We start from the raw sequence: 25,095 nt of genomic DNA on the forward strand, positions 1-25,095 counted from the left end.
GGCTAGTTGCTCGCCGGTGGGGTGGCGAGAGGCCGGAAACCTACGGTGTGACATCCATGCCGTGCAATCCCGATCGCGTCCTAAGTGAGGCGAAATCGATTTCCGGTGTGAATTTAGAGGCTGCGAACCCAGGCCCAGACGTCGTCCAGCCGCTCCAGGGCCGACAGGCCTTCTTTTCGAGCCGATTCGCCGACTCGCCGCAGGCGGCCGGGCGTCACCCCGAAGCGGGCGCTGAAGGCGCGGCTGAAGTGAGCGTCGGACCGGAAGCCGTGGCGGTAGGCGATCTCGCCCAGGGTCTGCTGCTCGGCGCGATCCTGCAGGATGGCGTCGAACGCCTGGTCCAGGCGCCGGCTCTGGATGAAGGCGCTGATCCCGCCCACTGGCGCGAAGACCTTGTAGACCAGGCTGCGCGAGACCCCGAGATGCTCACGCACCGCTTCGGGCGCCAGGTCCGGATCGGCGAGGCGCTGCTCGATATACTGGCGGCCTGTAGCGAGCAGCATCTTCTCAACCGGGCGGGCGTCGTCGCGCGCGAATTCGCAGCCGCTGAGGATCGCGCCGCCCAGAAGGGTGATCGCCGCCTTGGCGCCCACGGCGGCGTCGACGGAGGTCATGTCCTCGATCGTGTCCCACAGGGTTCGCAGGTGCGTAGCCAGAAGGCGGCCGCTGCCGGCGCGCTCGGAGACCACCAGCCCATGAAAATCCAGCTCGGCGGCCTGAGGATCGAGCTGGGCGCGCGGCAGGATCATGTAGAGGGTGAGGTAGGGCGTCGTGGTCAGGCTGAACGGCCGAGCCATGTCGACCACGCGGATCGCGCCATGTTCGCTGCTGGCCGCCCGGCCGTCGTAGTCGCCACGCCATTCGCTGCCGTCCAGGTCCAGGATCAGCATGATGGTGTCGCTGCCGTCGCCGACGATCTGCGGAAGTCGGCGCTCGAACCGCTGCGCCACGCCCTTGCACTGGGCGAAGACGACGCCGCCCAGATTGTAGCCCTCCAGGCTGTTGTAGAACGCGTCTTCGGGCGACAGCAGCGTGATCTCGAAGAGGTGCGCGCAGGTCTGGCGATACTGCTCGGCGGCATCGGCTTGCTCGGCGGCGTCCAGAATCCAGAGATCCTTGCGAAGTCGCTCAGTCGACACGGGGACGCTTCAACTCCTGAGCGGCGCAAACCCTGTGGATAGCAGCTGTGGACCGGCGGGCAATAGAATGTGGATCGTCGGTCAATGACAGGCGCGCGGCGCGGCGCGACAAGAACGCTTGCCCCGCACGCCGGTGGGGTTTCCCTTCGGGGTTGCAGGGCGTGCGATGAGTGGCCGTCGAGCCCCCGCCGGGTTCGACGGTCCGGCGAACTCAGGCGCTCTTGGCCAGGAACGGGGGCTCCGAACGGAGAGCCTGGCCAAGAGCGTTTGCAGCGCTCACGACCGCCCTGATGACGCGCTCTCGCTTTTCGTCGAACCGACCCGTCACGCAGCCGACGTCCAGCGCGGCGACCACCCGGTCTTCTGAGTCGAGGACGGGGGCGGCCACGCCTGTGCCGCCCAAGGCGAACTCTTCGGTGACGACGCAGTAGCCCTGGTCGCGGACCTGGCCGACGATCCTGAGAAGCTCGGCCTTGTCGGTCACTGTGTGCCGCGTCAGGGGGGCGAGCGGCTCCTCGCCCAGCAGCCGGGGCCAGTCGCGCTCGGGCTGACGCGAGACCAGCACGCGACCGATCGCCGAGCAGTAGAAGGGGATGGGCCGCTCGATATTGGTGGCGTAGCGGACCTCCAGATCCGCCACCACCTGGGCCAGCGCCCGGGCGTGGCCGTGCGAGCCGAACCCACCCAGGATCACGGTCTCGCCCAGGGCTAGCATCAGCTCTTCCATGATCGGCCGGGCGGCGGCCAGCAGACGGCCATGCGGCGCGATCTTCCATCCGAAGCCGCCGGTCCGGTACTGGGCGGACAGCGCATAGCGATCGCTGACCGGGTCGCGCTCGACATAGCCCCGGTTCACCAGGGTGCGGAGCAGCATCAATGTACTGCTTTTGGGGACGTTCAGGCGCAGCGTCGCCTCGCGGAGCAGCACCCCGTGATCGGCCTCGGCGATCAGCTCGATCAGTTCGAGCACCCGCGCGGCCGAAGGAACATTGGCAGTCATGGCTCGAACGACGTTCCGATGCTTGAGCGTTGTATGGAAGTTTCCAGGCCGCCTCGCCGCTGACGCGACGATTCTGGAAGTAAAAGTCACTAGGGATGCGGCGGTTTACGCGGAACTGTCACGAAGACGGGCGCTTCTGCGACCGGCGATATCGGACGTAGCATTGCTCCGAGCCAGCCTAAAAACGAAATCTCTTCGTGATATCGACAAGTCGATCATGTCGATTAGCTGGATGCGGGGAGCGCTTGAAGCTTGGATATCGCGCAACTCGCAATAGAATATTTGCGGGCGGCGTGAACTTTCCTGATGGATGCGCCCTGTGCGCTCGTATTCAGCGGTGGTGTGCCTGAAAACGGTCAGCCCGCTCCGGACCATTACCCTGCATTGTTGAAAGGTCCACGAACCGTTGTTGGACGCGCAGCGGTTTCCCTGTCCACACTCAGAAACGCCGGGCGGAACCTCAATCCGCCGGAGGGGTAAAGTAGAGCAGGGGAATTAGACATGAGTAACACGTGGTCGCGCAGCCGCGCCGCCATGCTGGCGACAAGTGCGCTTTGCGCCGTCGCCGGTTTCGCCTCGATGGCGCAGGCCCAGGACGCTTCGCCGGAGACCTCGGTCGAGGAAATCGTCGTCGTCGGTTCGCAGATCAAGGGCGCCAAGGTCACCGCCGCTTTGCCCGTGACGCTGGTCGGCGCCGAGCAGATCGCCGCCGCCGCCGCCGGTTCGGGCGATGAGCTGTTCCGCACCATTCCGCAGGCCGGCAACGTCCAGTTCAATTCAAGCTTTCTGCCGGGCTCCAGCAACTCCGCCCGTGGCGACGTCAACTCGATCAGCCTGCGCAACCTTGGCACCGGCAACACCCTGGTGCTGCTGAACGGTCGCCGCACGGTCGTCCACCCCACCACCCAGGCCGAGTCCCTGGTGCCGGTGTTCACCTACAACACCAACGCCATTCCGGTGGCTGGCCTGCAGCGCGTCGAAGTGCTGCGTGATGGCGCCGCCGCCATCTACGGTTCGGACGCCGTGGCCGGCGTCATCAACACCGTGCTGCGCGAGGACTACAACGGTGGCCAGATCGAAGCCCAGTACGGCTTCGCCGAAGGCACCAGCATGAAGGAAGGCCGCCTGACCGGCCTGTATGGTCGCGACTTCAAGGAAGGCCGCGGCAACTTCACGATCTTCGCCTCGACCGAGCGCCGCGCCGCGCTGCTGGATTCCGATCAGGAATACACCGCCTTCGCCGATAAGCGTCCGCTGTTCGCGGGCACCGAGTTCGAGACCGCCACCAGCCTGGACGGCCGCAGCACCTCGTCGCCGTGGGGCCAGTTCACCGCCCGCAACACGACGACGGCGATCCGCTCGAACGGCGTGGCCGTCACCGGCGCGACCGGCATCTTCAAGATCGTGCCGACCGCCAACGGCTGCGGCCTGACGCTGAGCCCGGGTCTCTGCATCACCAGCGGTGCGCTGAACACCACCACCGACCGTAACCTCCGTCAGGAGTCCGCGGCGGTGAAGACCTACACGGTGCCGGAAGTCGAGCGTTACAACTTCTTCGGCACGGCCCACTACGACCTGACCGACGACGTCACCTTCTTCTCGGAACTTGGCTACTACCGCGCCAAGACCCACGGCCTGCAAGGACCGAGCGCGGTCGCGACCTCGGGCTCGATCACGATCCCGACGACGGGCTACTACAACCCGTTCGGCGCCGCCGTCCTGCCGAACGGCCAAGTCAATCCGAACCGCCTGCCGGGCCTGAACATCTCCGCCGCCGGCGTGCCAGTGACGATCAACACCTACGGCCTGGTCGATGTTGGGGCCACGCCCGTCGACGTGACCAATGACCAGTACCGCGTCCTGGGCGGCCTGCGCGGCCAACGCTGGGGCTGGAACTGGGAGAGCGCCGCGCTCTACTCCGCTGCCCAGGTGAAGGACGAGTCGGTGGCTGTCAGCGCGACCAAGCTGCAGGCGGCGCTGTCGCTGAGCACGCCTGAGGCCTACAACCCCTTCAACGGCGGCAATCTGGGCAGCCTGAGCTATGGCGACGGCACGCCCTCGAACAGCGCCACCCTGGCCGGCCTGACGGTTCCGATCCTCCGGAAGAACAAGACCACCATGGCCCTGTGGGACTTCAAGGTGAACCGTCCGGACCTGATGCACCTGTGGGCCGACAACGACATCGGCATCGCCTTGGGCGTCGAGGTCCGCAAGGAAACCTATCGCGATGACCGCGACTCCCGTATCGACGGCACCATCGTCTACACCGACGCAGTGACCGGCACGGTGACGGGGTCGGACATCCCCGGCACCAGCACCTCGCCGGACGTCTACGGCAAGCGCACGGTCATGTCGGCCTTCGCCGAACTGGCCATTCCGCTGGTCTCGCCGGAAATGAACATCCCGCTGGTCAACAAGCTGGAACTGCAGCTCGCGGGTCGCGCCGAGGACTATGACGACGTCGGCAGCGTCGCCAAGCCGAAGATCGCCGGCGCCTGGGACATCATCCCCGGCATTCGCCTGCGGGGGTCGTACTCTGAAGGCTTCCGCGCGCCGAACCTGGAACAGATCAACGTCACCCAGGTCAGCCGCAGCAACACCCGCACCGACTACATCTTCTGTGAAGCCGACCTGCGCGCCGGCCGGATCACCAGCTTCAACGCCTGCGCCCGTGGCAAGGCCACCCGCGCCGTGCGGGCCGGCAACCCCGACCTGAAGCCGGAAACCTCGACCAGCCTGTCCTACGGCTTCGTGTTCGAGCCGCAGTTCATTCCGTCGCAGTTTGGCCGCGCGACCCTCACGGTCGACGTCTGGAAGATCAAGCAGCAGGGCATCATCGGCGTCTTCGGCGAAGGAAACGGTGTGATCCTCGACTACTTCCTGCGCACCCAGGGCAGCTCGAACCCGAAGGTTCACCGCGCCGCCCCGACGCCGGAAGAGATCGCCGCCTTCGCCGGCACCGGCCTGACCGCCGTCGGTGAAGTGCTCTATGTCGACGACCAGTACGTCAACCAGCTGCCGCAGGTGGCCCAGGGCATCGACATCGGGTTCCAGTATCGCCTGAACACCGAACGCTTCGGCGACTTCTCGCTCAGCGTCGACGCCGCCCGGATCGACAAGCTGTACCAGCAGCCGACCACCCAGATCCAGGAACTGCTGGCGGCGCGCGCGGCCGGCAAGATCAACGCCAACACCGTCATCACCGGCGCCTCGGACCTGGTCGGCCAGAACGGCACGCCCGAGTGGCGCTGGTCGGGTACCCTGACCTGGAAGAAGGGCAACTTCAGCGCAGACTGGTTCGCCAGCTATGTGGGCGCATTCTACAACACCGGCCTGACCTATGCGGCGACCGGCGAGTTCTATGACGTGCCCTCGACCACGTTCCACAACGTGGCGGTCAACTACGCCTTCGAAGATGGCCGCCTGGCCGGCACCCGCCTGCGGGTCGGCGCCCGGAACGTGTTCGACAAGGATCCGCCGCTGACGCCCGGCGGCTACACGGGTTCGGTCTACAACCCCTATGCCCGTTACTGGTACTTCAACATCCGGAAGACCTTCTAACTGTCGTAACCACGGCGCCGTCCCCCATGAAACGAGGGGGCGGCGCCGATCGGGGAGCACCATGCGTAAATCGAATCTCCTAGGCCGCTCGGCCTTGTTGTGCGCCGTCCTCGCCGGCGCGCTCGTTACGTCCAGCCTGGCGCCGCTCACGCCGGCCTACGCGTTCCAGGAAGAAGCGCCCACGCGGGCGCTGGCCCAAACGGGCGGCGACCTGATCGGCTACGGCTCGATCCACCATCCCACCATTGGCCGCGACGGCATGGTCGTCAGCCAGAGCAAGATCGCCTCGAAGATCGGCGCCGACATCCTGGCCAAGGGCGGCAACGCCGTCGACGCTGCCGTGGCCGTGGGCATCGCCGAGACCCTGACCCTGCCGCGCGCCGGCAATCTGGGCGGCGGTGGCTACATGCTGGTCTATGACGCCGCCTCGAAGAAGACGGTGGCCATCGAGTACTACGGCCAGGCCCCGCTGGCCGTGAAGCCCGACTTCCTGCTGGACGACAAGGGCCGGGTCGCTGGCGACAAGGTGCAGTCCTTCAAGGGCGTCACCGTGCCGGGCACCGTCGCGGGCCTCTATGAGGCGCACAAGCGTTTCGGCAAGCTGCCCTGGGCCGATCTGGTCCAGCCGGCGATCGATCTCGCCGTCAATGGCCTGGTGATGAGCGACGACGAGGCCGACGCCCTGGCCAAGCGCAAGTCGGCGATGTCCCAGGATCCGAACGGCGCGCTGAAGGTGTTCTTCAAGCCGGACGGCTCGCCCTACGGTCCGGGCGAGGTCTACAAGAACCCCGATCTGGCCTGGACGCTGCGCCAGATCCAGGCGCGCGGCGCGGACGGCTTCTACAAGGGCCCCGTGGCCGAGAAGCTGGTGGCCGGCATCAAGGCCGGCGGCGGCATCATCAGCTTGAAGGACCTGGAGTCGTACAAGGCCAACGTGCTGGAGCCGATCTGGTCGGACTACCGCGGCTACAAGATCGCCTACATGCCGCCGACTTCGGCCGCGTCCAGCGTCGCCGAGGCCATGAACATCCTCGAGCACTTCCCGATGGACAAGCTGGGCGCCGGCAACGTCGCCACCATGCACGTCATCGCCGAGGCCCTGAAGATCGTCACGGTCGACCGGCGCTATTCGGGCGGCGGGCCGCAATGGAAGACGCCGGCCAAGGGCATCGCCAGCAAGGCCTTCGCGGCCGAGCGCGCGAAGCTGATCACGATGGACAAGTCGCTGGATTCGAAGTCGCTGCCGGGCCTGGACCCGCACAACTTCGAGGGGCCGGACACGACGCACTATTCGATCGCCGACAAGGAGGGGAACGTGGTGTCCAACACCTACACCCTCACCGCGTCGTTCGGGGCCCACGTCGTGGCGCCAGGCACCGGCTTCCTGCTCAACAACTCGCTGGGCAATTTCGACTGGAACCCCAAGCCGACCAGCTTGGGCAACAAGATCGAGCCGGGCAAGCGCGCCCAGTCGACGATCTCGCCGGTCATCGTGTTCAAGGACGACAAGCCCTGGGTGGCCACCGGCACGCCCGGTGGCGGCACCATCCTGGGCACCATGGTGCAGGTGCTGGTCAACCTAATCGACTTCAAGTTGAACATGGCCGAGGCCGCCCAGCGGCCGCGGATCTACCAGGCAGGCGTCGATGGTCCGCTGCAGCTGGAAGAGTCGATCCCCGAGGATCTGGTCGCCGGCCTGGAGGCTAAGGGCCACAAGGTCGAGCGCTCGCAGATCATCGGCAGCACCCAGTCGATCATGATCGGGCCTGACGGCAAGACCTTCTACGGCGCGGCCGACACCCGCCGGCCGGACTCGGCCGCGGTCGGGGTCAAGCAGTACTGAGGGAACAGGAAGGGCCGCCGCGAGGCGGCCCTTTTTCGTTAGGCCGTGGCGCGACGGCGGAAGGGCAGGGGCTCGGCGTCCTGTTCGGCGCCCGGCAGACACTTCAGGAACATCTCGGCGGCCAGGCTGAGCTTGCGTTCCGAGTGGCGCAGCACGCGGAAGGTTCGGCGCGGCAGGTTGACCGCCCGCACCAGGGCGCCTGACGCCAGGGCCTCGCGCGCCACCAGGTCGGAGAGGGCGCTGGGGCCCAGGCCCGCGACCACGGCCGACAGGATCGCCTCGTTGGTCGGCAGCTCCAGGCGCACGTCCAGCTTCTTCACGTCGGCGCCCAGGCCGCGCAAGGCGCGCTCGAACTCCGACCGCGTGGCCGAGCCTTCCTCGCGCAGCACCCAGGCGCCGCGCACCAACTCTTCCGGACGCGGCGGGCGATGGGCCCAGGCGTGGTCGGGGCGCACCAGGATGCACAGCTGGTCGCCCTCGACGTCGACGCCGTCCAGGTCGGGATCCACGTGCGGGGCGGCGACGAAGCCGATGTCCGCCGCGCCGTCCAGCACCATGCGGGCGGCTTCCTCGGTATTGGCGATGTGCAGGTCGATGCTCAGGTGCGGAAAGCGGTTGCTGAACTCGCCGATCACACGGGGCAGCCAATAGTTGCCGATCGTCTGGCTGGCATAGATCGTCACCGTGCCGCGGCGCAGGTTCGACATGTCCATCAGCGTGCGCTGGGCTTCGCGGACCTGGTTCAGGATCTTGCGCGCCTCGTCCAGGAAGGCTCGTCCGGCGACGGACAGTTCGATGCGCCGACCGACCCGGTCGAACAGCGCCGTGCCGTAGGTGTTTTCCAGAGCGCCGATCGACGCGCTGACGCCCGACTGGGTGATGTGCAACGCTTCGGCGGCGCGCGTCATGTTCAACCGCTCAGCGACGCAGACGAAGATCCTCAGCTGCTCCAGTGTCATGGTGAAACCCCGCTTTTTCCCGCGAAGCCAACTTAGGCACAACGAACACGCGTTCAGCAAAGAAAATGTCGTTCAGCGTATAGAACGCCTAGCGATGTTCCCGGTACCATCGTCGGGCGCCCTGCTTGGGGCAATTTATTCCTCCTGCGGTTTCTTTCAGGGCCGCGCGGCGCGTCAGGGCGGTCTGGCGGACGTCGAAAGGGGTAGGGCTTGCTGACTCGCATCGGCGTGTTCGATCGGCGCGGTTGTTGGTGATCATGAGGTCGGCTTGTTGAAGTAAACAGCGCGGCTCGTGAATATTTGTGGGTTGCTCGACTGTTGATGGCCAAGTCGTGTTCGGTCATCATCACTGTATTGGTGGCGTGGGGCTTTTGGGGCGAATGGCGTTGGATTGTGTCGAGCGCTTGTCGCCGGCGGCGGAGCGCCTCGCGCTCGGCCCTGCGACGCGTCGGCGTGCGATCACCGCCTGCCTGGCCGGCAATCTGTTCGAGATCTTCGACTTCGGCGTCTACGGCTACTTCGCCGTCCAGATCGGTCGGGCGGTGTTTCCGTCCGCCGACCCGATCGCCTCGGTGCTGGCCAGCTTCGCGACCTATGGCGTCGGCTTCCTGATGCGGCCCGTCGGGGCGATGGTGATCGGCAGCTATGGCGACCGTCATGGGCGCAAGGCGGCCCTGGCCCTGACCATCACACTGATGGCGATCGCCACGGGTCTGACCGGACTGGTCCCTACCTACGCCCAAGCCGGGCTCTGGGCGCCGGTCCTGCTGCTGGTCTTCCGGCTGGTGCAGGGTTTCTCGACCGGCGGCGAGTGGGGTGGGGCGACCACCTTCCTGGTCGAGCACGCCCCGGCCGGTCGCCGCGGCTTCTATGGCAGCCTGCAGCAGGTCAGCACCGGCCTGGCCCAGATCCTGTCGATCAGCTCGGCCCTGCTGCTCAACACCATTCTGAGCGCCGACGACCTGCAGGCCTGGGGTTGGCGGCTGCCGTTCCTGCTGGGCTTCGTGCTGGCGCCGATCGGCTACTATCTGCGGGCCCGGGTCGAGGAGTCGCCGGAGTTCGCCGCGGTCTCGAACCAGAAGCGGACCGCGCCAGCGCCGTTGCGCAGCGCCCTGACAGTCCATCGCGGCGCGGTGCTGACCTGCTTCGGCCTGACCATGATCTGGACGGTGTCCGGCTATGTGTTCATCACCTTCATGCCGACCTTCGCGGTGCACACGCTGGGCATGGCGCCGGCGAACGCGCTGGCAGGGACCATTTGCGCCGTTCTGGTCAATCTCGCCGTCATTCCGTGGGCGGGTCTGGCCTATGACCGCTGGGGCGGGCGCGGCTTGCTGATGGCGTCGGCCGCCGGCTTCGCCTTGCTGAGCGCGCCCCTGTTCGCGTCCCTGGCCCACGCCCAGAACCTCACCGCCCTGGCCTTGGTCGCGGTGGTCGCCGGCGTGCTCTATGGCCTCTACAACGGCGCAGCGCCGGCCCTGCTGTGCACGCTGTTCCCGACCGCCGTCCGCTATACGGCGCTGTCGGTCGGCTACAACGGCGCGGTGATGGTCTTCGGCGGCTTTGCGCCCTTCATTTCCACCGTCCTCGTCCGGGAGACCGGCCTGGCGATCGCCCCCAGCTTCTATGTCGCGCTGTGCGCGGCGGTGAGCCTGGGCGTGCTGGCCTGGCCGCGCGGGCGAGGGGCCTTTGTCCATTAGAATGCAATCGAGGGGATCTTTCATGCGGCGTTCGCTCAAGCGCCAGAGCCTGGTCTACGCAGCCGCCATCGCGGCGCTGGCTCTGTCATCCTCGGTCCTGCCGTCGGCGTCTTACGCAGCCGATTGGGCGCAGACCGCCGCCGGCGCCGCTCAGCCGCGTGACGGCCTGCTGCGCACCTTCGTCGACGCCAAGACGGGCAAGGTGCTGGTCCAGGTGCCGCCGGCCGGCGCCGACGGCGTCTCGCTGCGGGTGATCTATCAGGCCAGCCTGGCCACCGGCCTGGGCTCGACCTCGCTGGGCCTGGACCGCGCCGCCACCGGCCGCGCCCAGCTGCTGGCCTTCCGCCGCGCCGGCAAGAAGGTGATCATCCAGGCCGAGAACCCCGAGTACCGCGCCAACGGCGCCGGCGAGCTCGAGGCGGGCGCGGTGCGCAGCTCGTTCGCGGTCTCCAACCTCTGGAGCGGCGACGCCATCGCCGAGGGCCCCGACGGCGCAGCCCTGGTCGACATCACCAGCTTCCTGACCCAGGACACGCTGGACGTCGCTGGCCGCATCCGCATGCGCAAGCAGGGCGTCTATCGGCCCGCCGCCAACCTGACCTATGTGGACGCGCCCCGCAGCGGCGTCTTCCCCACGAACCTGGAGTTCGAGGCGGTCCAGACCTTCACCGCCGACGACCCCGGCGTCGAGGTCCGCGCCATCGCGCCGGACGCGCGATCGATCACCCTGACGGTGCACCACTCGTTCGTGAAGCTGCCCGAGGCTGGCTTCGAGACGCGTCGCTTTGATCCCCGCACTGGCACCTCGGTGCAGGTGCCGGTCGTCGACTTCGCCGCGCCGCTGGACTCGGCGATCGTCTACCGCCTGGCCCGCCGGTTCCGGCTGGAGAAGACCGATCCGAGCGCCGCCCGCTCGCGGGTCAAGAAGTCGATCGTCTTCTATGTCGATCGCGCGGCGCCCGAGCCGATCCGCACGGCCCTGGTCGAGGGCGCCAACTGGTGGGGCCAGGCGTTCGACGCGGCCGGCTTCATCGACGGCTTCAAGGTCGAGGTGCTGCCCGAGGGCGTCGATCCGATGGACGCCCGCTACAACGTCATCTTCTGGATCAATCGCCAGACGCGCGGCTGGTCCACGGGGCAGACCATCGTCGATCCGCGCACCGGCGAGATCGTGCGCGGCGTGGTGCAGCTGGAGTCGCTGCGCGTCCGCCAGGACAAGATGATCTTCGAGGGCCTTCTGGGCGCGGCGGGCACGGGCAAGGGCGGGGTCAACGACCCGGTGCAGATCGCCCTGCAGCGCATCCGCCAGCTGGGCATGCACGAGACCGGCCACGCCCTGGGCTTCTCGCACAACTTTGCGGGCTCGACCTTCGGCCGGGCCTCGACGCTGGATTACCCCGCGCCGCTGATCCACGTGAAGGGCGACAAGCTCGACTTCAGCGACGCCTACGTGAAAGGCGCGGGCGCGTGGGACAAGTTCACGGTCAAGTGGCTGTACAGCCAGTTCCCGCCCGGCACGGACACCGCCAAGGCGCTGGACAAGATCGCCCGCGAGGTCGCTGGCCAGGGCATGATGTTCATCGCCGACGACGAGCATCCGGCCAGCACCCAGTGGGATAACGGCAGCGATCCGGTCGACGGGCTGAAGGACACCCTGGCGGTGCGCAAGATCGCCCTGTCGCGCTTTGGCCTGGGCAATATCGCACCCGGCGCGCCGGTCGCCGACCTGCGCCGGGTGTTCGTGCCGATCTATCTGTTCCACCGCTATCAGGTCGACGGCGCTGTGAAGCAGGTTGGCGGCGTCGACTTCAGCTACGCGGTGAACGGCGAGGGGCGCGAGCGCGCCAAGATCATCGACGCCGGCGCTCAGCGCCGCGCGCTGAAGGCCGTGCTGGAGACCCTGGATCCGGCGCTGCTGGACACCCCCGACGACCTGGTGGCCCTGCTGTCCCAGGCCGCCTCGGGCACGCCGGACCGGCAGTTCGAGATCGAGCTGTTCGACACCCTGGGCGGGCCGGTGTTCGACCCTGTGGGTGCGGCCATCGTGGCCTCGGACATGGCCCTGCGCCAACTGGTCGAGGCCCCGCGCCTGAACCGTGTGCAGGAACAGGCCCGCCGCGATCCGGGCCAGCTGACCGTCAGCGAGCTGCTGGACGCCTTGTTCACCCAGGTCCAGGCCAAGCCCGGCGAGTCCGCGCGCTTCGCCGAGATCCGCCGCCGCCAGCAGGCGCGGCTGATCGGCGATCTGGTCGACACCCTGGGCGACAAGTCGCTGTCGCCGACCGTGGCGGCGGTCATCGAGGCCAAGCTGGCCGCCACCGGCAAGGCCTTGGCCTCCGGCGCCGGTGTCTACGACCTCTACCTGGCGCGTCTGCTGGCCGAGAGCGATCGCGAGGCCCTGGCCCGCTTCGCCTCCGACCAGGCCCCCGCGCCCAAGACACCGCCCGGCAGCCCGATCGAGGACTGCTGGTTCTGCGCCCCTTCCGACCAGACCCGCGCTGCGGCGCTGCAAGCCACGGAGTTCACCCGATGATCGCCGACCGTCGAAAAGCCCTGATCGGCTTCAGCGGAGCCGCCCTGTCGCTGGCCTGCGGTGTGAGTGCGGCGCGCGCCGACGCCGCCGCAGCCCTGAAGGTCCAGGGGCTGGAGTTGCCCAAGGTCGCGGTTTCGATCGGCAGCTATGCGCCTTTCGTCCGGCATGGCGATCTGGTCTTCGTCTCGGGCCAGCTGCCGCTGAAGAATGGCAGCCTGATCGCCAAGGGGCGTGTGCCTGCCGAGGTCAGCCTGGAAGAGGCTCAGGCCGCAGCCCGCCAATGCGCGTTGAACGTGCTTGGCGCGGCGGCGGCCGCGGTCGGCGGCGATCTGGAGAAGATCACCGCCTGCCTGAAGCTGACCGGCTTCGTGGCCTGCGATCCTGGCTTCACCGACCATCCCAAGGTCGTCAACGGCGCCTCGGACCTGATCAAGGCGGTGCTGGGCGAGCGTGGCCAGCACGCCCGCGCGGCCGTTGGCGTCGCCTCGCTGCCCATGGGCGCGCCGGTCGAGGTCGAGGCCATTTTCAGCGTCCGGATTTAGCGCCGTCGTTCGTCGTCATGAGGTGAGCCGTCGAACGGCCCGCCCAGTTTCATTCCAGGAGTACGCTCGCATGTCCGCATCCATCCTTCGCATCCTGGCCGGAGGCGTCGCGGTCGCCGCGCTCTCGACCTCGCTGGCCCTGGCCCAGACCAAGCCGCTGGCGATCACCAACGCCGAGATCTTTGACGCCACGGGCGCCGCGCCCTATCGCGGGACGCTGGTGGTCAAGGGCGGCCGCATCATCGCCGTCGGGGCCAAGGTGAAGGCGCCCAAGGGGGCGACCGTGATCGACGCGGCCGGCAAGGCTGTGGTCCCGGGCTTCATCGACGTCCACACCCACTGGACGCCCAGCGGCGCGCCGGCCGTGACGCCGAAGATCGCCGACGCCTACCTCGCGGCGGGGATCACCACGGTCAACGACTTCCACCAGCAGCCGGAGTCATTCGAGCCGCGTCGTCGCTGGCTGGCGACCCTGACCGCGCCGCACGTCAACTTTGTCGCCCGCATGAGCACGCCCGGCGGCCACGGCGCCGACTGGGCCGACGAGAACACCACCCGCTGGGTCGATACGCCCGAGAGCGCTCGCCTGGCCGTCGATGAGATCGCCAAGTACAAGCCCGACGCCATCAAGGCCTTCCATGACGGCTGGCGCTACGGCGCGATGGCCGACAACACCAGCATGGACCCCTGGACGCTGAAGGCGCTGACCGACACGGCGCACAAGCACGGCCTCAAGGTGCTGACCCACACGGTGACCGTCGAGCGCGGCGCGGCCGCGGCCGAGAGCGGCGTCGACGTCATCGCCCACAGCCTGCAGGACAAGCCGCTGGATGCGGCCACGGTCGCCAAGATCAAGGCCTCGGGCTTGTACTATGCGCCCACCCTGGCGGTGTACGAGCCGGTCAAGCCGGGCCAGAAGCCGCCGGCCGATCCCGACAGCCCGCGCGCCAAGCAGTCGCAACTGAAGTTCGGCTATGCCCTGGGCAACACCAAGGCCCTGTTCGACGCCGGCGTGCCGGTGGCCCTGGGCACCGACGCCGGCATGCCCGGCACGCCGCACGGCCCGTCCAGCCTGCGCGAGATGGAGCTGCTGGTGCAGGCCGGCCTGACGCCCAGCCAGGCGTTGATCGCGGGCTCGGCCATCAGCGCCAAGGCCATGAACCTGCTGGCCGATCGCGGCACGCTGGAGGCCGGCAAGCGGGCCGACTTCGTGCTGGTCAACGGCAAGCCGTGGGAGACCATCGGCGACGTGCGCCGCATCGACCGGGTGTTCCTGGACGGCCAGGCGGTGTTCGGTCCCGGCTCGGTGCGCAAGCCGGCCAACGACCGCATGACCATGCCGGCCCTGAAGGCCAAGGCCCTGATCGACGACTTCGAGGGCGCGGTGGGCCGCACCAGCCTCGACACCAAGCGGCTGGACGACTTCGACGGCGGTCACGACCGCAGCCTGGAAGTCTCGCAGGTGATCGAGCGCGAGGGCGGCGGCAAGGTGCTGAGCGTCGGCGCGCGCATGGCCAGCAAGTCCGACGCCTCGGCCGGCGTGCTGCTGCCGTTGAGCCGCGGCTCGGTCGAGCCGGTCGACGCCACGGCGTTCAAGGGCGTGAAGCTAGCCGTGCGCGGCGATGGCGGCCCGTACCAGGTGACGATCCGCAGCGTGGGCGGCCTGTTCCGCGCCGAGGTCGAAGCCGGTTCGGCCTGGAAGACCGTCGAGCTGCCGTTCTCGGCCTTCAAGCCGGTGACGATGCGCGGCCAGACCCCGACCTGGACGGGCGCGGATCTGCTGGAAGTCGGTGTCGACGGCGAACGCGCCGCGCGCGCCAAGCTGTGGTTCGAGCTGGACGACGTGACCTTCTACTAGGCGGCTTCGGGCCGGGGAGGGCGGATGCTCGCTCCGGCCCAAATCGCCCTGTGCAGAACCGGGTTTCGATCTGTGAACAAAATCGGAACCTGGGCTTGCGCGCCATCCCCTTCGAACGCTAAATCCTCAGTTCTGCGGTGTCGGGCTGCGGATCTGTTCTGGGGCGTATCTGTGTCGCGTATCGAGGGGACTTTCGTCGAGTTGGCGCTGGAGATCGGCTTGGCCGAGACCATCGCCGAGACGCTGCGGGATATCGACCGCGCCATGGCCGACTTGCCGGCCGACGCCGGCGGCTCGCGCTGGCTGAAGCGCCTGCAGGAGCAGAAGACCAGCCTGCGCAATCCGACCCTGCGGACGACGGCGGCCCTGGTGGTGGCCATGTGCGTGAAGGACCCAACCCTGACGCCGCGTATCCGCCGTGCGTTCGCCGATCTGGTCGAGCGCCACCCGGAACTGGCCTGGTTCTACACCCAACTACCCGCCGCTTCGGCTGAGCCGCTGCGCCGCGCCGGCTAGGCCTTCCTCGGCCGCAGGGCCAGAGCCACGCCCAGCAGAGACAGCCCGCACAGCGCGAACCAGGTCAGGGCATAGACCAGGTGGCTGTTGCGGAAGGCGATCACCGTCAGTCCGCCAATCGGGAAGTCGCCCGGCTTGGGATCGGCCTCGGCGTCGATGAAGAACGGCGCGACCTTTTCCTCGATGCCATGCGCCTTGGCGATCATGTCAACGTCGCGCGAGTACCAGCGATCCAGGGTGGGCTTGTTCGAGCGCAGGAAGCCGCCGCGCGGTTCGCTCATCCGCATCAGGCCGGTGATGACGACATGTTCGCCCGGGATGCAGCGGGTGCGGGTGGCCGGATCGCGCCACTGCGGTGGCACGAAGCCGCGGTTGATCATGATCAGGCCCTGCCGCGTGCGTAGCGGCGTCATCAGCCAGTAGCCGGGGCCGAGTTCCGTGACGGCCTGCACCAGGGTTTCTTGCTCATGCAGGAACTCGCCGTCGACGCGGACGCGGCGGTACTCATCGTCGCGGGCGTTGACCTTGGCCCAGGCGCCAGGCGCGGGCGGCGCGACGGGGGCGGTGTGGACCCGGGCGTCGACGCGGGCGATCAGGTCCAGCTTCCAGGCCCGGCGCTCGACCTGCCAGGCTCCCAGCGCGCCGAAGACGAGCGCCAAGAGCAGGCAGCCGAACGCGAGCCACCACTTGGTCAAGGGGCTGGCGGCGCGCTCGCCGGGTTCATCGGCATCATCATGTTGCTGTTCAGGTGGAACATGATCCACAGCGAGCCGCTGATCACGATCGCCACGATAATGACGGTGAAGATCAGGGCCAGCAGCGTCCAGCCGCCCTCGGACTTGGTGTTGATGTGCAGGAAGAAGATCGTGTGGACCACGATCTGGATGAAGGCCAGGGCGACCACGATCGCCGCGGTCGTCTGGGCGTTGGCGATCGCGCCGCTCATGACCAGCCAGAAGGGCAGGGCCGTCAGCACCGCCGACAGCGCAAAGCCGATCAGATAGCCGCGGCGCGTGCCGTGGCTGTGGCCGTCGTCATGGGCGTGGTCGTCGTGACCCGCGTGATCGTGGGAAGCGTCGTGGGCGCTCATCGCAGCACTCCCAGCAGATAGACGAACGTGAAGACGCCGATCCAGACGACGTCCAGCAGGTGCCAGAACATGCCCAGGCACACCAGGCGACGACGGTTGTCGGCGTTCAGGCCGCGCTGGCCGACCTGGACCAGCATGACCACCAGCCAGATCAGGCCGAAGGTCACGTGCAGGCCGTGGGTGCCGACCAGGGTGAAGAAGGCCGACAGGAAGGCGCTGGTCTGTGGTGTGGCGCCTTCATGGATCAGGGTGGTGAACTCATAGAGCTCCACCCCGATAAAGGCCGCGCCCAGGAGGCCGGTGACCGCCAGCCAGATCTGGGTGGCGCGCTTGTTGCCCGCCTCCATGTCGATCATGGCCATGCCGTAGGTGATCGACGAGAACAGCAGGAAGGCCGTGTTCAAGGCCACCAGCGGCAGCTCGAACAATTCGGCCGGCCCGGGACCGCCGGCATAGGCGGTGGACAGCACCCCATACGTCGCGAACAGCGTCGCGAAGATGAGGGCATCGCTCATCAGATAGATCCAGAAGCCCAGCAGCGTGCTGCCGCCGCTGGCTCCATGGCCGTGGTCGTGCCCGGCTTCCTCGATGAGATAGAAGGTCGGCGAGGTCTCGGCCTTGTCGGTCGCGGTCGACATCTTACGCTTCCTCCGCCAGCAGGCGCGTGCGCTGGTTCTCGGTGTCGGTCACCACGTCGGCGGGGATGTGGTAGTCGCGGTCGTAGTTGAACGTGTGGGCGATGCTGAGCACCACCAGCGCCACGAAGCTGACGATCGCCAGCCACCAGATATACCAGACCATGGCGAAGCCCATGACCATCGCCAGGCCCGACAGGATTACCCCCATGCCGGTATTGCGCGGCATGTGGATAGGCTGGAAGCCGGTGGTCGGACGCTGGGCCCCGCGATCCTTCATGTCGTACCAGGCGTCCAGGTCATGGACGACGGGCGAGAACGCGAAGTTGTAGTTCGGGGGCGGGGACGAGGTGGCCCACTCCAGGGTGCGGCCATCCCAGGGATCGCCGGTGGTGTCGCGCAGCTTGTCGCGGTTCTTGATGCTGACCGCGATCTGGATGACGAACGCCACGATGCCGACGCCGATGATCAGCGCGCCGATGGCGGCCAGCACGAACCAGGGCTGCAGGCTGGGGTCGTCGAAGTGGCGGACGCGGCGCGTGGTGCCCATCAGGCCGACCACGTAGATCGGCGTCCAGGCCAGCCAGTAGCCGACGACCCAGCCCCAGAACGAGACCTTGCCCCAGAACGGATCCAGCTTGAAGCCGAAGGCCTTGGGGAACCAGTAGGTCATGCCCGCGAACAGGCCGAACACCACGCCGCCGATGATGACGTTGTGGAAGTGGGCGACCAGGAACAGCGAGTTGTGCAGCACGAAGTCGGCCGGCGGAACGGCCAGCAGCACGCCGGTCATGCCGCCCACGACAAAGGTCAGCATGAACGCCACGACCCACATCATCGGCAGCTCGTAGCGGATGTTGCCGCGGTACATCGTGAACAGCCAGTTGAAGATCTTGGCCCCGGTCGGGATCGAGATCACCATCGTGGCGATGCCGAAGAACGAGTTCACGCTGGCGCCCGAACCCATGGTGAAGAAGTGGTGCAGCCAGACGAGGTACGACAGGATGGTGATGACCACCGTGGCGTAGACCATCGACGAATAGCCGAACAGGCGCTTGCCCGAGAAGGTCGAGGTGATCTCCGAATAGATCCCGAAGACCGGCAGGACCAGCACGTAGACCTCTGGGTGACCCCAGATCCACACCAGGTTCCAATACATCATCGGGTTGCCCCCGAGATCATTGGTGAAGAAGTTCATGCCTAGATAGCGGTCGGCCATCAGCAGGGCGAAGGCGGCGGTCAGCACCGGGAAGATGGCGATGGCCAGGACGTTGCTGCACAGCGCCGTCCAGACGAACACCGGCATCTTCATCATGGTCATGCCGGGCGCGCGCATCTTCAGGATGGTTGCGACCATGTTGATGGCCGACAGCGTCGTGCCGACGCCGGCGATCTGCAGGGCCCATAGATAGTAGTCAGGCCCGGTGTCCGGACTGTTCTGCAGGTTGGCGACGGGGACGTAGTTCAGCCAGCCGGCGCGCGAGAACTCGCCGACGAACAGCGAGACCATGACCAGGCCCGCGCCGGCGACCGTCAGCCAGAAGCTGAGATTGTTCAGGAAGGGGAAGGCCACATCGCGCGCGCCAATCTGCAGCGGCATGACGTAGTTGATCAGGCCCACCACCAGCGGGATGGCCACGAAGAAGATCATGATCGTCCCGTGGGCGGTGAAGATCTGATCGTAGTGGTGGGCGTTGAGGTAGCCCTCATTGGCCCCGAAGGCGATGGCCTGTTGCAGACGCATCATGACGGCGTCGGCGAAGCCGCGCAGCAGCATGATGATGCCCAGGATCATGTACATGATCCCGATCTTCTTGTGGTCCACCGTGGTGAACCACTCGGTCCAGAGATAGCCCCAGAGCTTGTACTTGGTCACCGCGGCCAGGATGCCCAGGCCCAGCAGGACCACGACGGCGAAGGTGACCAGCAGGATCGGCTCGTGGACCGGGAAGGACTCCCAGGACAGCCGTCCGAAAATGGTCTTCGCGAGGGTCTGATCGAACATTGGCTTAGGCTCCGATCGATCCGTCGCGCGCCAGGGCGGGCGAGATAGCAGACATGTCGCGGTTCTTCGGCGAGGCGGGCGCCTGGTTGCCGGGGGGCTTGGGATCGCGTGGCTTGGTCACGTTCGTACCGGGTGCGATGTCCTCGGGCTCCTTGAACACCGCGCCTTCGGGCGGAGCGCCGTGCTGGTGCTCGCCGCCGCGCGGCGGGACCAGGCCATGCTGCTTGCCGTCGTGCTTCATCGTCGCGCTCATGCAGGTGGTGCCCGGCGTGATGCAGCGATTGACGATGCGGTTGAAGATGCCGGCCTCGACGCTGCCGTAGTGTGCGACCGGGACCTTCTCGCTGGGCTTTTCCAGCGCCAGATACTGCGGGGTCTGCAGCGTCTTGGTGCTGCCCTTGGTCTCGCTGATCCAGCGGTCGAAGCCGGCCTGGTCGACGCCGCGCAGCTTGAAGCGCATGTCCGAGAAGCCTGCGCCGCTGTAGTTGGCCGAGAAGCCTTCGTACTCGCCCTGCTTGTTCAGCACCGCGTGCAGCGTGCTCTGCATCCCGGGCATAGCGTAGATCATGCCGGCCAGGGTGGGGGCGTAGAAGGTGTTCATCATGTTGGTGGACGTGATGTCAAACCGCACCTGGCGATCGACCGGCAGCACCAGCTCATTGACGGTGGCCACGCCCTGCTCGGGGTAGATGAACAGCCACTTCCAATCCAGGGCCACGACCTGCACCCGCAGCGGGGCGACGTTGCGGTCGATCGGCTTCTCGGCCGAGATACGGTCCAGGGGGCGGAAGGGGTCCAGAAGGTGGGTGCTGGACCACGTCAGGGCGCCCAGGGCGATAATGATCAGCAGCGGCGCCGACCAGATCACCAGCTCCAGAGAGGTCGAGTGGTGGAACTGCTTGTCGTACGTTCCGTCGCCACCTTTGCGGTAGCGCCAGGCGAAGACGACGATCAGGATCATCACCGGGACGATGATCAACAGCATCAGCCCCGTTGAAATGTAGATCAGATTACGCTGTTGCAGCGCAATGTCCCCGGCAGGATCCAGGACAGCCCGCTCGCATCCCGACAAGAGAACGAGGAGCGCGATTGGGATAACGCGGGCATGTCGCCCAAGACCTGGGAAGCTTAAGCGCATGAGGGGACCATCAGGCTGCTCATTCCGGCTGCTTTGAGAGTTGTACAATCTTTTCGCTAGCGCAATATGTAGCGATCACTTGAACCGGTGGATTGCACGATCCGGGCCGTGAGCCAACCCCAGGACGGGACGCATGACTGAAACGATCGCCGCCTCGAACTCGACTCAGCTTGAGCGCGACGCCCGTCTGGTGACCGCGGATGACCACCGCGTCGCCCCCGGAGAGATCGCTATTGGCGTGATTATCGGGCGTACGAGCGAGTTCTTCGACTTCTTCGTCTACGCCCTGGCGTCGGTGTTGGTGTTCCCCGCCGTCGTGTTCCCTTACGTAGACGCAGTTACCGGTACGCTCTTCTCGTTCGCGGTCTTTGCCCTGGCGTTCATCGGTCGCCCGTTCGGGACGCTGCTGTTCACCGCCATCGACCGCAAGCACGGACGGGGCGTGAAGCTGACGATCGCCCTGTTCCTGCTGGGTGGTTCGACCATGGCCCTGGCTCTGCTGCCGGGCTTCGAGACGATCGGCGTTTGGTCGGCCGTGCTGCTCGCCGTGTTCCGTTTCACCCAGGGGATTGCGTTGGGCGGCGCCTGGGATGGCCTGCCGTCATTGCTCTCGCTCAATGCGCCCAAGGATCGCCGCGGTTGGTACGCGATGATTCCGCAGCTGGGCGCGCCGCTGGGCCTGCTGGTCGCCACCGGTCTGTTCGCCTACTTCATCTCGATCCTGTCGCCGGCCGACTTCCTGTCGTGGGGCTGGCGCTATCCGTTCTTCGTGGCCCTGGCCATCAACGTCGTGGCCCTGTTCGCCCGCCTGCGCCTGGTGGCCACGCCGGAGTTCGAGCGCCTGTTCGAGAGCCAGGAACTGCAGCCGTCGCCGCCGTTCAAGACCGTCGCCGTCGAGTGGCGCACGATCGCGCTGGGCGCCCTGGCGCCGCTGGCCAGCTTCGCGCTGTTCCACCTCGTCACCGTTTTCCCGCTGTCGTGGGTGACCCTGCGCGTGGGCGAGGAGCCGATCCGCTTCCTGGCCATCGAGGCTGTCGGCGCGGTGATCGGCGTTCTGGCCATGCTGGCCTCGGGCGTGATCGCCGACCGTGTCGGCCGCCGCGCCGTGCTGGGCGTTTCGGCCGTGATGATCGGCGCCTACAGCGGCTTTGCGCCCCAGCTGCTGAACGCCGGCGGCGTGGGGGAGGCGATCTACATGATCGCCGGCTTCGCCCTGCTGGGCCTTGCGTTTGGTCAGTCGTCGGGCGTGGTCAACAGCAGCTTCCCGGCCCATCACCGCTATACGGGCGCGGCCATCGTCGCCAACTCGGCCTGGCTGATCGGCGCGGGCTTCGCCCCGCTGGTGGCGCTGTTCCTGGCGACGCGCTTTGGCCTGTGGTCGGTCGGCGCCTATCTGCTGTCGGGTGTGGCCTGCACCCTGGCGGCCCTGGTCATCAACAAGGACTGGGCGCCAAAATCCGGCGAATAGGCCGTCAGGCCTGTTCCAGGTCCAGCGCGAGGAGAGCGGCGACCTCGATCTCCTCGTGCAGGGCCACGTAGCCGCCGCCGGCGATCTTGGTGTGCGAGACGCGCACGCGGCGCGTCTCGTTGATCCAGTACTCGGCCACGACCGTGTCCTCGGGGCCGGCCTTGTCGTCCAGCGCCAGCTGGTCGCGGACATTGACCGTCGCTGCGGCAAAGCGGGGGACACAGAAGGCGACGATCTCGGCGCGCGTGGTCCCCGGCCGGGTCAGGCTGGTAGGCAGGCCATACATCGCCGCGAACGCGGCGTTGCAGAAGATCAGCCGAGCCTCATCGTCGATCATGCACATGCCGCGCGGCATGCTGGCCAGGGTCTCGGCCAGCTCTTCCAGCAGTTCCCGGTCGCCGTCGTCTAGCTCCTCGTTCTCATAGGCCAGGACGGGGTTTCTGGGCTCGAAGGCGATGATGTTGGAGTGCGTCATGACACGGGTCCCTGCGACGGGGGCAACCTGCGCGCAACGTACCTAATAGGGCGTAGCTTAACCTGCGTGGCGTTCCGTCGCAGTCAGGTGGAAATGACGTTTATGGCGCGCGGGTTTGCGCCTGCGCAAAGTTCGCCTCGGCGCGAGATCCTAGAACCATGCCACCGGGCGGCTTTGGCCCGATCGCATAACCCAGGAACTCCAATGTTGAAGTCCGTTCTCGCGCTCGGCGCGATCGCCGGGGTCCTCACGTTCGCGAACGTGGCGGGAGCCGCCGAACTCAAGGTCAAGATGCTGAACCGCGGTGCGGAAGGCATGATGGTCTTCGAACCGTCCAGCGCCAAGCTGAAGCCGGGCGACACCATCCGCTTCATTCCGACCGATCCGGGTCACGACGTGGCGTCGATCCCCGGCATGGCCCCTCCGGGTTTTACGCCGGTGAAGGGCGCGCTGAACAAGGAAGTCGTGGTCACCTTGGCCAAGTCGGGCGTCTACGGCTTCAAGTGCACACCGCACTGGGGCATGGGCATGGTGTTCGTGGCCAAGGTCGGTGACGGCAAGCCCAACGCCGCGGCCGCCGAGGCCAGCGTCGCCACCACGCCGGGGCTGGTGAAGAAGCGCCTGACCGCAGCTTTCAACGCGATCCGCTAACGCTCACAGCAGACGCTGCTGAGCCGGCGGCGTCGCGGCCACACTGGGAAGCTGGTTGCGACGCCGTAGTTCGGTCTCGGCGCTGAAGCGCACGTCGAGATCGCGGTCGCGGGCCAGCGCCTGCAGCGCTTCGTTTCCCACATCGCTCCAAGGCTTGCCGCGCTCGGCCCCGCTGGGCACGCGGGGCAACAGGCCGGGCTCACGGCTCCAGGCCAGCAGTTGCTCGACCGAGACCGCGTTCAGCATGTCGCGCAGGTGATGGGCGGTGACATAGGCGTCGGGCATGGCCCGGTGCGCCGGCAGGCCGATCGCGTGGTCTAACCCCTCGGGCTTGCGCGTGTAGCGCAGCATCTGGTTCGAGAAGCTGGGCAGCTGCGGCCAGAGGCGAAGCGCGCACTTCCAGGTGCAGATCCACGCCGCGCCGCCAGATAACCGGGGCGTGCAGAACCGCTGCTCGAACGCCGCCCGGTGTGCGGCCAGAGCCAGGACCCCGTCGTCGGGCCGCAGCACACCCGGCGCGACATCTTTCCAGAAGCCGGCGCCGACGACGTCCTCGTCGCGGATGTGGTGCACGGCCATGGTCTGCGGCGAGATCGGCCCGCCCGGATTGACGAATTTCGCGCCGCGTTCCTTGGTGAGGGCCCAGCGGCCGTCATCGCCTTGAACGACGTCCTGCCAGCCGATCTCGCAGACCTCGTGTGACGCCGTTCCAGCAGTCTCCAGATCGATGACGCGGACGCGGGGTAGGGGCATGATCTTCAATATGGTCCGCCTTTTGCCCGATCCCAAGATGGCGCCGCGAACTCGCATACGTGCGCCGGGTTCCTGATCGAACTCAATTGCTTAAGCGGCTTTGTTGTCGACCGCCCGACACTGGAACGGCCGCGCCTGAACCTCGTTTGACCCTCGCCGGAGCGCAGGCCGGCGATGTGATGGAGAGCATGACGTGTTTGGTGGCGAGCGTCTTTCCCGTCTGGGCGTGTTCAGCCCGCGGTTCCCCGATGCCGAGGCGTTGCACCGGGGTTTGGCCCATTGGAACCACCAGCGTCTGGCCCCGGCCGAGCCGGGCGACGACTGGCGGCGCGAATTGGATGAGAACGCCCGCATGCTCCGGCTTGAGGGCGAGTTCATCGAGGCTTTCCGCGCGCAGGTCGCGCCGCTGGTCGCCGACACGCCGACCGATCCGGAAGGCTTCATCGCCTGGTTCGAGGCGTTGAAGGAGCACGGCCCCGGCCAATGGGATCCTCTGTTCGACTGGCTGGAAGGCGCGGCCTCGCTGGACGACCTGAAGTGGTTCCTGACCCAGGAGGCCGCGGGCGAGGCCGGCTTCGATGACCTAGTGGCCATGACCCAGGTCAAGGTGCCCGACCGCGCCAAGCTGGAGCTGGCCCGCAACTACTGGGACGAGATGGGCCGGGGCAGCGCCCGCGGCATGCATGGTCCGATGCTGTCGCGCACGACACAGACCCTGGGCCTGACGCCGACCATCGACTGCACGCTGTGGCAGTCGCTGTGTCTGGCCAACACCATGACCGCCTTCGCCACCACCCGCCGCTATGTCTGGCAGTCTATCGGCGCTCTGGGCGTGGTCGAGCTGACGGCCCCGACCCGGGTGGCCTGCGTCGACGCCGGCCTCAAGCGGGTCGGCGTCTCGCCTGAGGCCCGCAAGTATTTCGCCCTGCACGCCCAGCTCGACATCGAGCACTCCAAGGCCTGGAACGCCGAGGCGCTGATCCCACTGGTCACCGAGGACCCGTCGCGGGCGCGCTTCATTGCAGAGGGCGCGGTGATGCGCCTGATCTGCGGCGAGCAGTGCTTCGACACCTACCGCGCCCACCTGTGGGCTCACGTCCACCCGGTGGTCTACGCCGCCGAATAGGCGATCTTTACGCGGCCCTTACACCAGGGTCGCGCTTCCACATGGAGCCCTTACGCGGCCCCATGGTCCATCCGCCTCCAATGAAACGGAGGCCGAGATGGCT

Annotated in this window: 20 protein-coding genes; 10 read left to right on the top strand and 10 right to left on the bottom strand. The window is 67.1% G+C overall.

Annotated elements, in window-relative coordinates; translation table 11 throughout:
• Positions 1-113: 113 nt before the first annotated feature.
• Both ABDW31_RS12165 and ABDW31_RS12170 read right to left on the bottom strand, forming a co-directional pair.
• A complete protein-coding gene (locus ABDW31_RS12165) occupies positions 114-1,139 on the bottom strand; it encodes a helix-turn-helix domain-containing protein (RefSeq protein WP_184718660.1) in 1,026 nt (341 codons plus the stop codon).
• A 211-nt stretch (positions 1,140-1,350) separates the two neighbouring features.
• Entirely contained in the window at positions 1,351-2,139 is a 789-nt protein-coding gene (locus tag ABDW31_RS12170) for an IclR family transcriptional regulator (protein ID WP_184718662.1), read from the bottom strand.
• A gap of 501 nt (positions 2,140-2,640) precedes the next feature.
• On the opposite strand from ABDW31_RS12170, the gene ABDW31_RS12175 reads away from it, so the two are divergent.
• Positions 2,641-5,700 carry a TonB-dependent receptor gene (locus ABDW31_RS12175; protein WP_184718664.1) on the top strand — a complete coding sequence of 1,020 codons (3,060 nt, stop codon included), beginning with the start codon at positions 2,641-2,643 and terminating at the stop codon, positions 5,698-5,700.
• 61 nt (positions 5,701-5,761) lie between these two features.
• Positions 5,762-7,543 carry a gamma-glutamyltransferase gene (gene ggt, locus ABDW31_RS12180; protein ID WP_184718666.1) on the top strand — a complete coding sequence of 594 codons (1,782 nt, stop codon included), beginning with the start codon at positions 5,762-5,764 and terminating at the stop codon, positions 7,541-7,543.
• 38 nt (positions 7,544-7,581) lie between these two features.
• Here ggt and ABDW31_RS12185 read toward each other — a convergent pair whose 3' ends face one another.
• Positions 7,582-8,502 carry a LysR substrate-binding domain-containing protein gene (locus ABDW31_RS12185; RefSeq protein ID WP_184718668.1) on the bottom strand — a complete coding sequence of 307 codons (921 nt, stop codon included), beginning with the start codon at positions 8,500-8,502 and terminating at the stop codon, positions 7,582-7,584.
• Between the two features lie 380 nt (positions 8,503-8,882).
• Between ABDW31_RS12185 and ABDW31_RS12190 the strand changes: the two genes are divergently transcribed.
• The 5 genes from ABDW31_RS12190 (at position 8,883) to ABDW31_RS12210 (ending at position 15,651) form a co-directional block, all read left to right on the top strand.
• A complete protein-coding gene (locus ABDW31_RS12190; RefSeq protein ID WP_184718670.1) occupies positions 8,883-10,202 on the top strand; it encodes an MFS transporter in 1,320 nt (439 codons plus the stop codon).
• Positions 10,203-10,224: 22 nt separating this feature from the next.
• Positions 10,225-12,735, top strand: coding sequence for a zinc-dependent metalloprotease (locus ABDW31_RS12195; protein WP_184718672.1), 2,511 nt, complete (start codon positions 10,225-10,227; stop codon positions 12,733-12,735).
• Positions 12,732-13,277 carry a RidA family protein gene (locus ABDW31_RS12200; RefSeq protein ID WP_184718673.1) on the top strand — a complete coding sequence of 182 codons (546 nt, stop codon included), beginning with the start codon at positions 12,732-12,734 and terminating at the stop codon, positions 13,275-13,277. Before ABDW31_RS12195 ends, ABDW31_RS12200 begins: the two co-directional genes overlap by 4 nt.
• Before the next feature lie 70 nt (positions 13,278-13,347).
• A complete protein-coding gene (locus ABDW31_RS12205) occupies positions 13,348-15,135 on the top strand; it encodes a CIA30 family protein (RefSeq protein ID WP_184718675.1) in 1,788 nt (595 codons plus the stop codon).
• Positions 15,136-15,306: 171 nt separating this feature from the next.
• Positions 15,307-15,651, top strand: coding sequence for a hypothetical protein (locus tag ABDW31_RS12210; RefSeq protein WP_184718677.1), 345 nt, complete (start codon positions 15,307-15,309; stop codon positions 15,649-15,651).
• Here ABDW31_RS12210 and ABDW31_RS12215 read toward each other — a convergent pair.
• The 5 genes from ABDW31_RS12215 to cyoA are packed head-to-tail and all read right to left on the bottom strand — an operon-like array spanning position 15,648 to position 20,519.
• Positions 15,648-16,346 carry an SURF1 family protein gene (locus tag ABDW31_RS12215; protein ID WP_184718680.1) on the bottom strand — a complete coding sequence of 233 codons (699 nt, stop codon included), beginning with the start codon at positions 16,344-16,346 and terminating at the stop codon, positions 15,648-15,650. The two genes, ABDW31_RS12210 and ABDW31_RS12215, sit on opposite strands and share 4 nt — an antisense overlap.
• Positions 16,343-16,741: a cytochrome o ubiquinol oxidase subunit IV gene (gene cyoD / locus ABDW31_RS12220; protein WP_184718682.1), complete on the bottom strand. Its 399-nt coding sequence runs from the start codon at positions 16,739-16,741 to the stop codon at positions 16,343-16,345. The genes ABDW31_RS12215 and cyoD overlap by 4 nt, the downstream gene beginning before the upstream one ends.
• Positions 16,738-17,379: a cytochrome o ubiquinol oxidase subunit III gene (gene cyoC / locus ABDW31_RS12225; RefSeq protein ID WP_184718684.1), complete on the bottom strand. Its 642-nt coding sequence runs from the start codon at positions 17,377-17,379 to the stop codon at positions 16,738-16,740. The genes cyoD and cyoC overlap by 4 nt, the downstream gene beginning before the upstream one ends.
• Position 17,380: 1 nt before the next feature.
• Positions 17,381-19,381 carry a cytochrome o ubiquinol oxidase subunit I gene (cyoB, locus tag ABDW31_RS12230; protein WP_184718686.1) on the bottom strand — a complete coding sequence of 667 codons (2,001 nt, stop codon included), beginning with the start codon at positions 19,379-19,381 and terminating at the stop codon, positions 17,381-17,383.
• A 4-nt stretch (positions 19,382-19,385) separates the two neighbouring features.
• The gene (gene cyoA / locus ABDW31_RS12235; protein ID WP_184718688.1) at positions 19,386-20,519 is read right to left on the bottom strand and encodes a ubiquinol oxidase subunit II; all 1,134 of its coding nucleotides are present in this window, start codon (positions 20,517-20,519) and stop codon (positions 19,386-19,388) included.
• A gap of 133 nt (positions 20,520-20,652) precedes the next feature.
• Here cyoA and ABDW31_RS12240 point away from each other — a divergent pair, with 133 nt between their 5' ends.
• Positions 20,653-21,987: an MFS transporter gene (locus ABDW31_RS12240; protein WP_184718690.1), complete on the top strand. Its 1,335-nt coding sequence runs from the start codon at positions 20,653-20,655 to the stop codon at positions 21,985-21,987.
• A gap of 4 nt (positions 21,988-21,991) precedes the next feature.
• On the opposite strand, the gene ABDW31_RS12245 is transcribed toward ABDW31_RS12240, so the two are convergent.
• The gene (locus ABDW31_RS12245; protein WP_184718692.1) at positions 21,992-22,462 is read right to left on the bottom strand and encodes a PAS-domain containing protein; all 471 of its coding nucleotides are present in this window, start codon (positions 22,460-22,462) and stop codon (positions 21,992-21,994) included.
• Between the two features lie 204 nt (positions 22,463-22,666).
• On the opposite strand from ABDW31_RS12245, the gene ABDW31_RS12250 reads away from it, so the two are divergent.
• Entirely contained in the window at positions 22,667-23,113 is a 447-nt protein-coding gene (locus ABDW31_RS12250; RefSeq protein ID WP_184718694.1) for a pseudoazurin, read from the top strand.
• A 3-nt stretch (positions 23,114-23,116) separates the two neighbouring features.
• Here ABDW31_RS12250 and ABDW31_RS12255 read toward each other — a convergent pair whose 3' ends face one another.
• Complete coding sequence (locus ABDW31_RS12255) at positions 23,117-23,866, bottom strand: exonuclease domain-containing protein (protein WP_184718696.1); 750 nt, start codon at positions 23,864-23,866, stop codon at positions 23,117-23,119.
• A 193-nt stretch (positions 23,867-24,059) separates the two neighbouring features.
• Between ABDW31_RS12255 and ABDW31_RS12260 the strand changes: the two genes are divergently transcribed.
• Entirely contained in the window at positions 24,060-24,992 is a 933-nt protein-coding gene (locus ABDW31_RS12260) for an iron-containing redox enzyme family protein (protein WP_184718698.1), read from the top strand.
• Positions 24,993-25,095: the final 103 nt, after the last annotated feature.

The sequence above is a fragment of the Caulobacter sp. genome (genome assembly GCF_039596335.1).
GTDB lineage: Bacteria > Pseudomonadota > Alphaproteobacteria > Caulobacterales > Caulobacteraceae > Caulobacter.

Coding starts and splice junctions, on each gene's coding strand:
- ABDW31_RS12250 (WP_184718694.1), top strand. CDS start 22,667: ATGTTGAAGTCCGTTCTCGCGCTCGGCGCGATCGCCGGGGTCCTCACG.
- ABDW31_RS12240 (WP_184718690.1), top strand. CDS start 20,653: ATGACTGAAACGATCGCCGCCTCGAACTCGACTCAGCTTGAGCGCGAC.
- cyoC (WP_184718684.1), bottom strand. CDS start 17,379: ATGTCGACCGCGACCGACAAGGCCGAGACCTCGCCGACCTTCTATCTC.
- ABDW31_RS12170 (WP_184718662.1), bottom strand. CDS start 2,139: ATGACTGCCAATGTTCCTTCGGCCGCGCGGGTGCTCGAACTGATCGAG.
- cyoA (WP_184718688.1), bottom strand. CDS start 20,519: ATGCGCTTAAGCTTCCCAGGTCTTGGGCGACATGCCCGCGTTATCCCA.
- cyoB (WP_184718686.1), bottom strand. CDS start 19,381: ATGTTCGATCAGACCCTCGCGAAGACCATTTTCGGACGGCTGTCCTGG.
- cyoD (WP_184718682.1), bottom strand. CDS start 16,741: ATGAGCGCCCACGACGCTTCCCACGATCACGCGGGTCACGACGACCAC.
- ABDW31_RS12200 (WP_184718673.1), top strand. CDS start 12,732: ATGATCGCCGACCGTCGAAAAGCCCTGATCGGCTTCAGCGGAGCCGCC.
- ABDW31_RS12190 (WP_184718670.1), top strand. CDS start 8,883: ATGGCGTTGGATTGTGTCGAGCGCTTGTCGCCGGCGGCGGAGCGCCTC.
- ABDW31_RS12175 (WP_184718664.1), top strand. CDS start 2,641: ATGAGTAACACGTGGTCGCGCAGCCGCGCCGCCATGCTGGCGACAAGT.
- ABDW31_RS12255 (WP_184718696.1), bottom strand. CDS start 23,866: ATGCCCCTACCCCGCGTCCGCGTCATCGATCTGGAGACTGCTGGAACG.
- ggt (WP_184718666.1), top strand. CDS start 5,762: ATGCGTAAATCGAATCTCCTAGGCCGCTCGGCCTTGTTGTGCGCCGTC.
- ABDW31_RS12195 (WP_184718672.1), top strand. CDS start 10,225: ATGCGGCGTTCGCTCAAGCGCCAGAGCCTGGTCTACGCAGCCGCCATC.
- ABDW31_RS12245 (WP_184718692.1), bottom strand. CDS start 22,462: ATGACGCACTCCAACATCATCGCCTTCGAGCCCAGAAACCCCGTCCTG.
- ABDW31_RS12205 (WP_184718675.1), top strand. CDS start 13,348: ATGTCCGCATCCATCCTTCGCATCCTGGCCGGAGGCGTCGCGGTCGCC.
- ABDW31_RS12185 (WP_184718668.1), bottom strand. CDS start 8,502: ATGACACTGGAGCAGCTGAGGATCTTCGTCTGCGTCGCTGAGCGGTTG.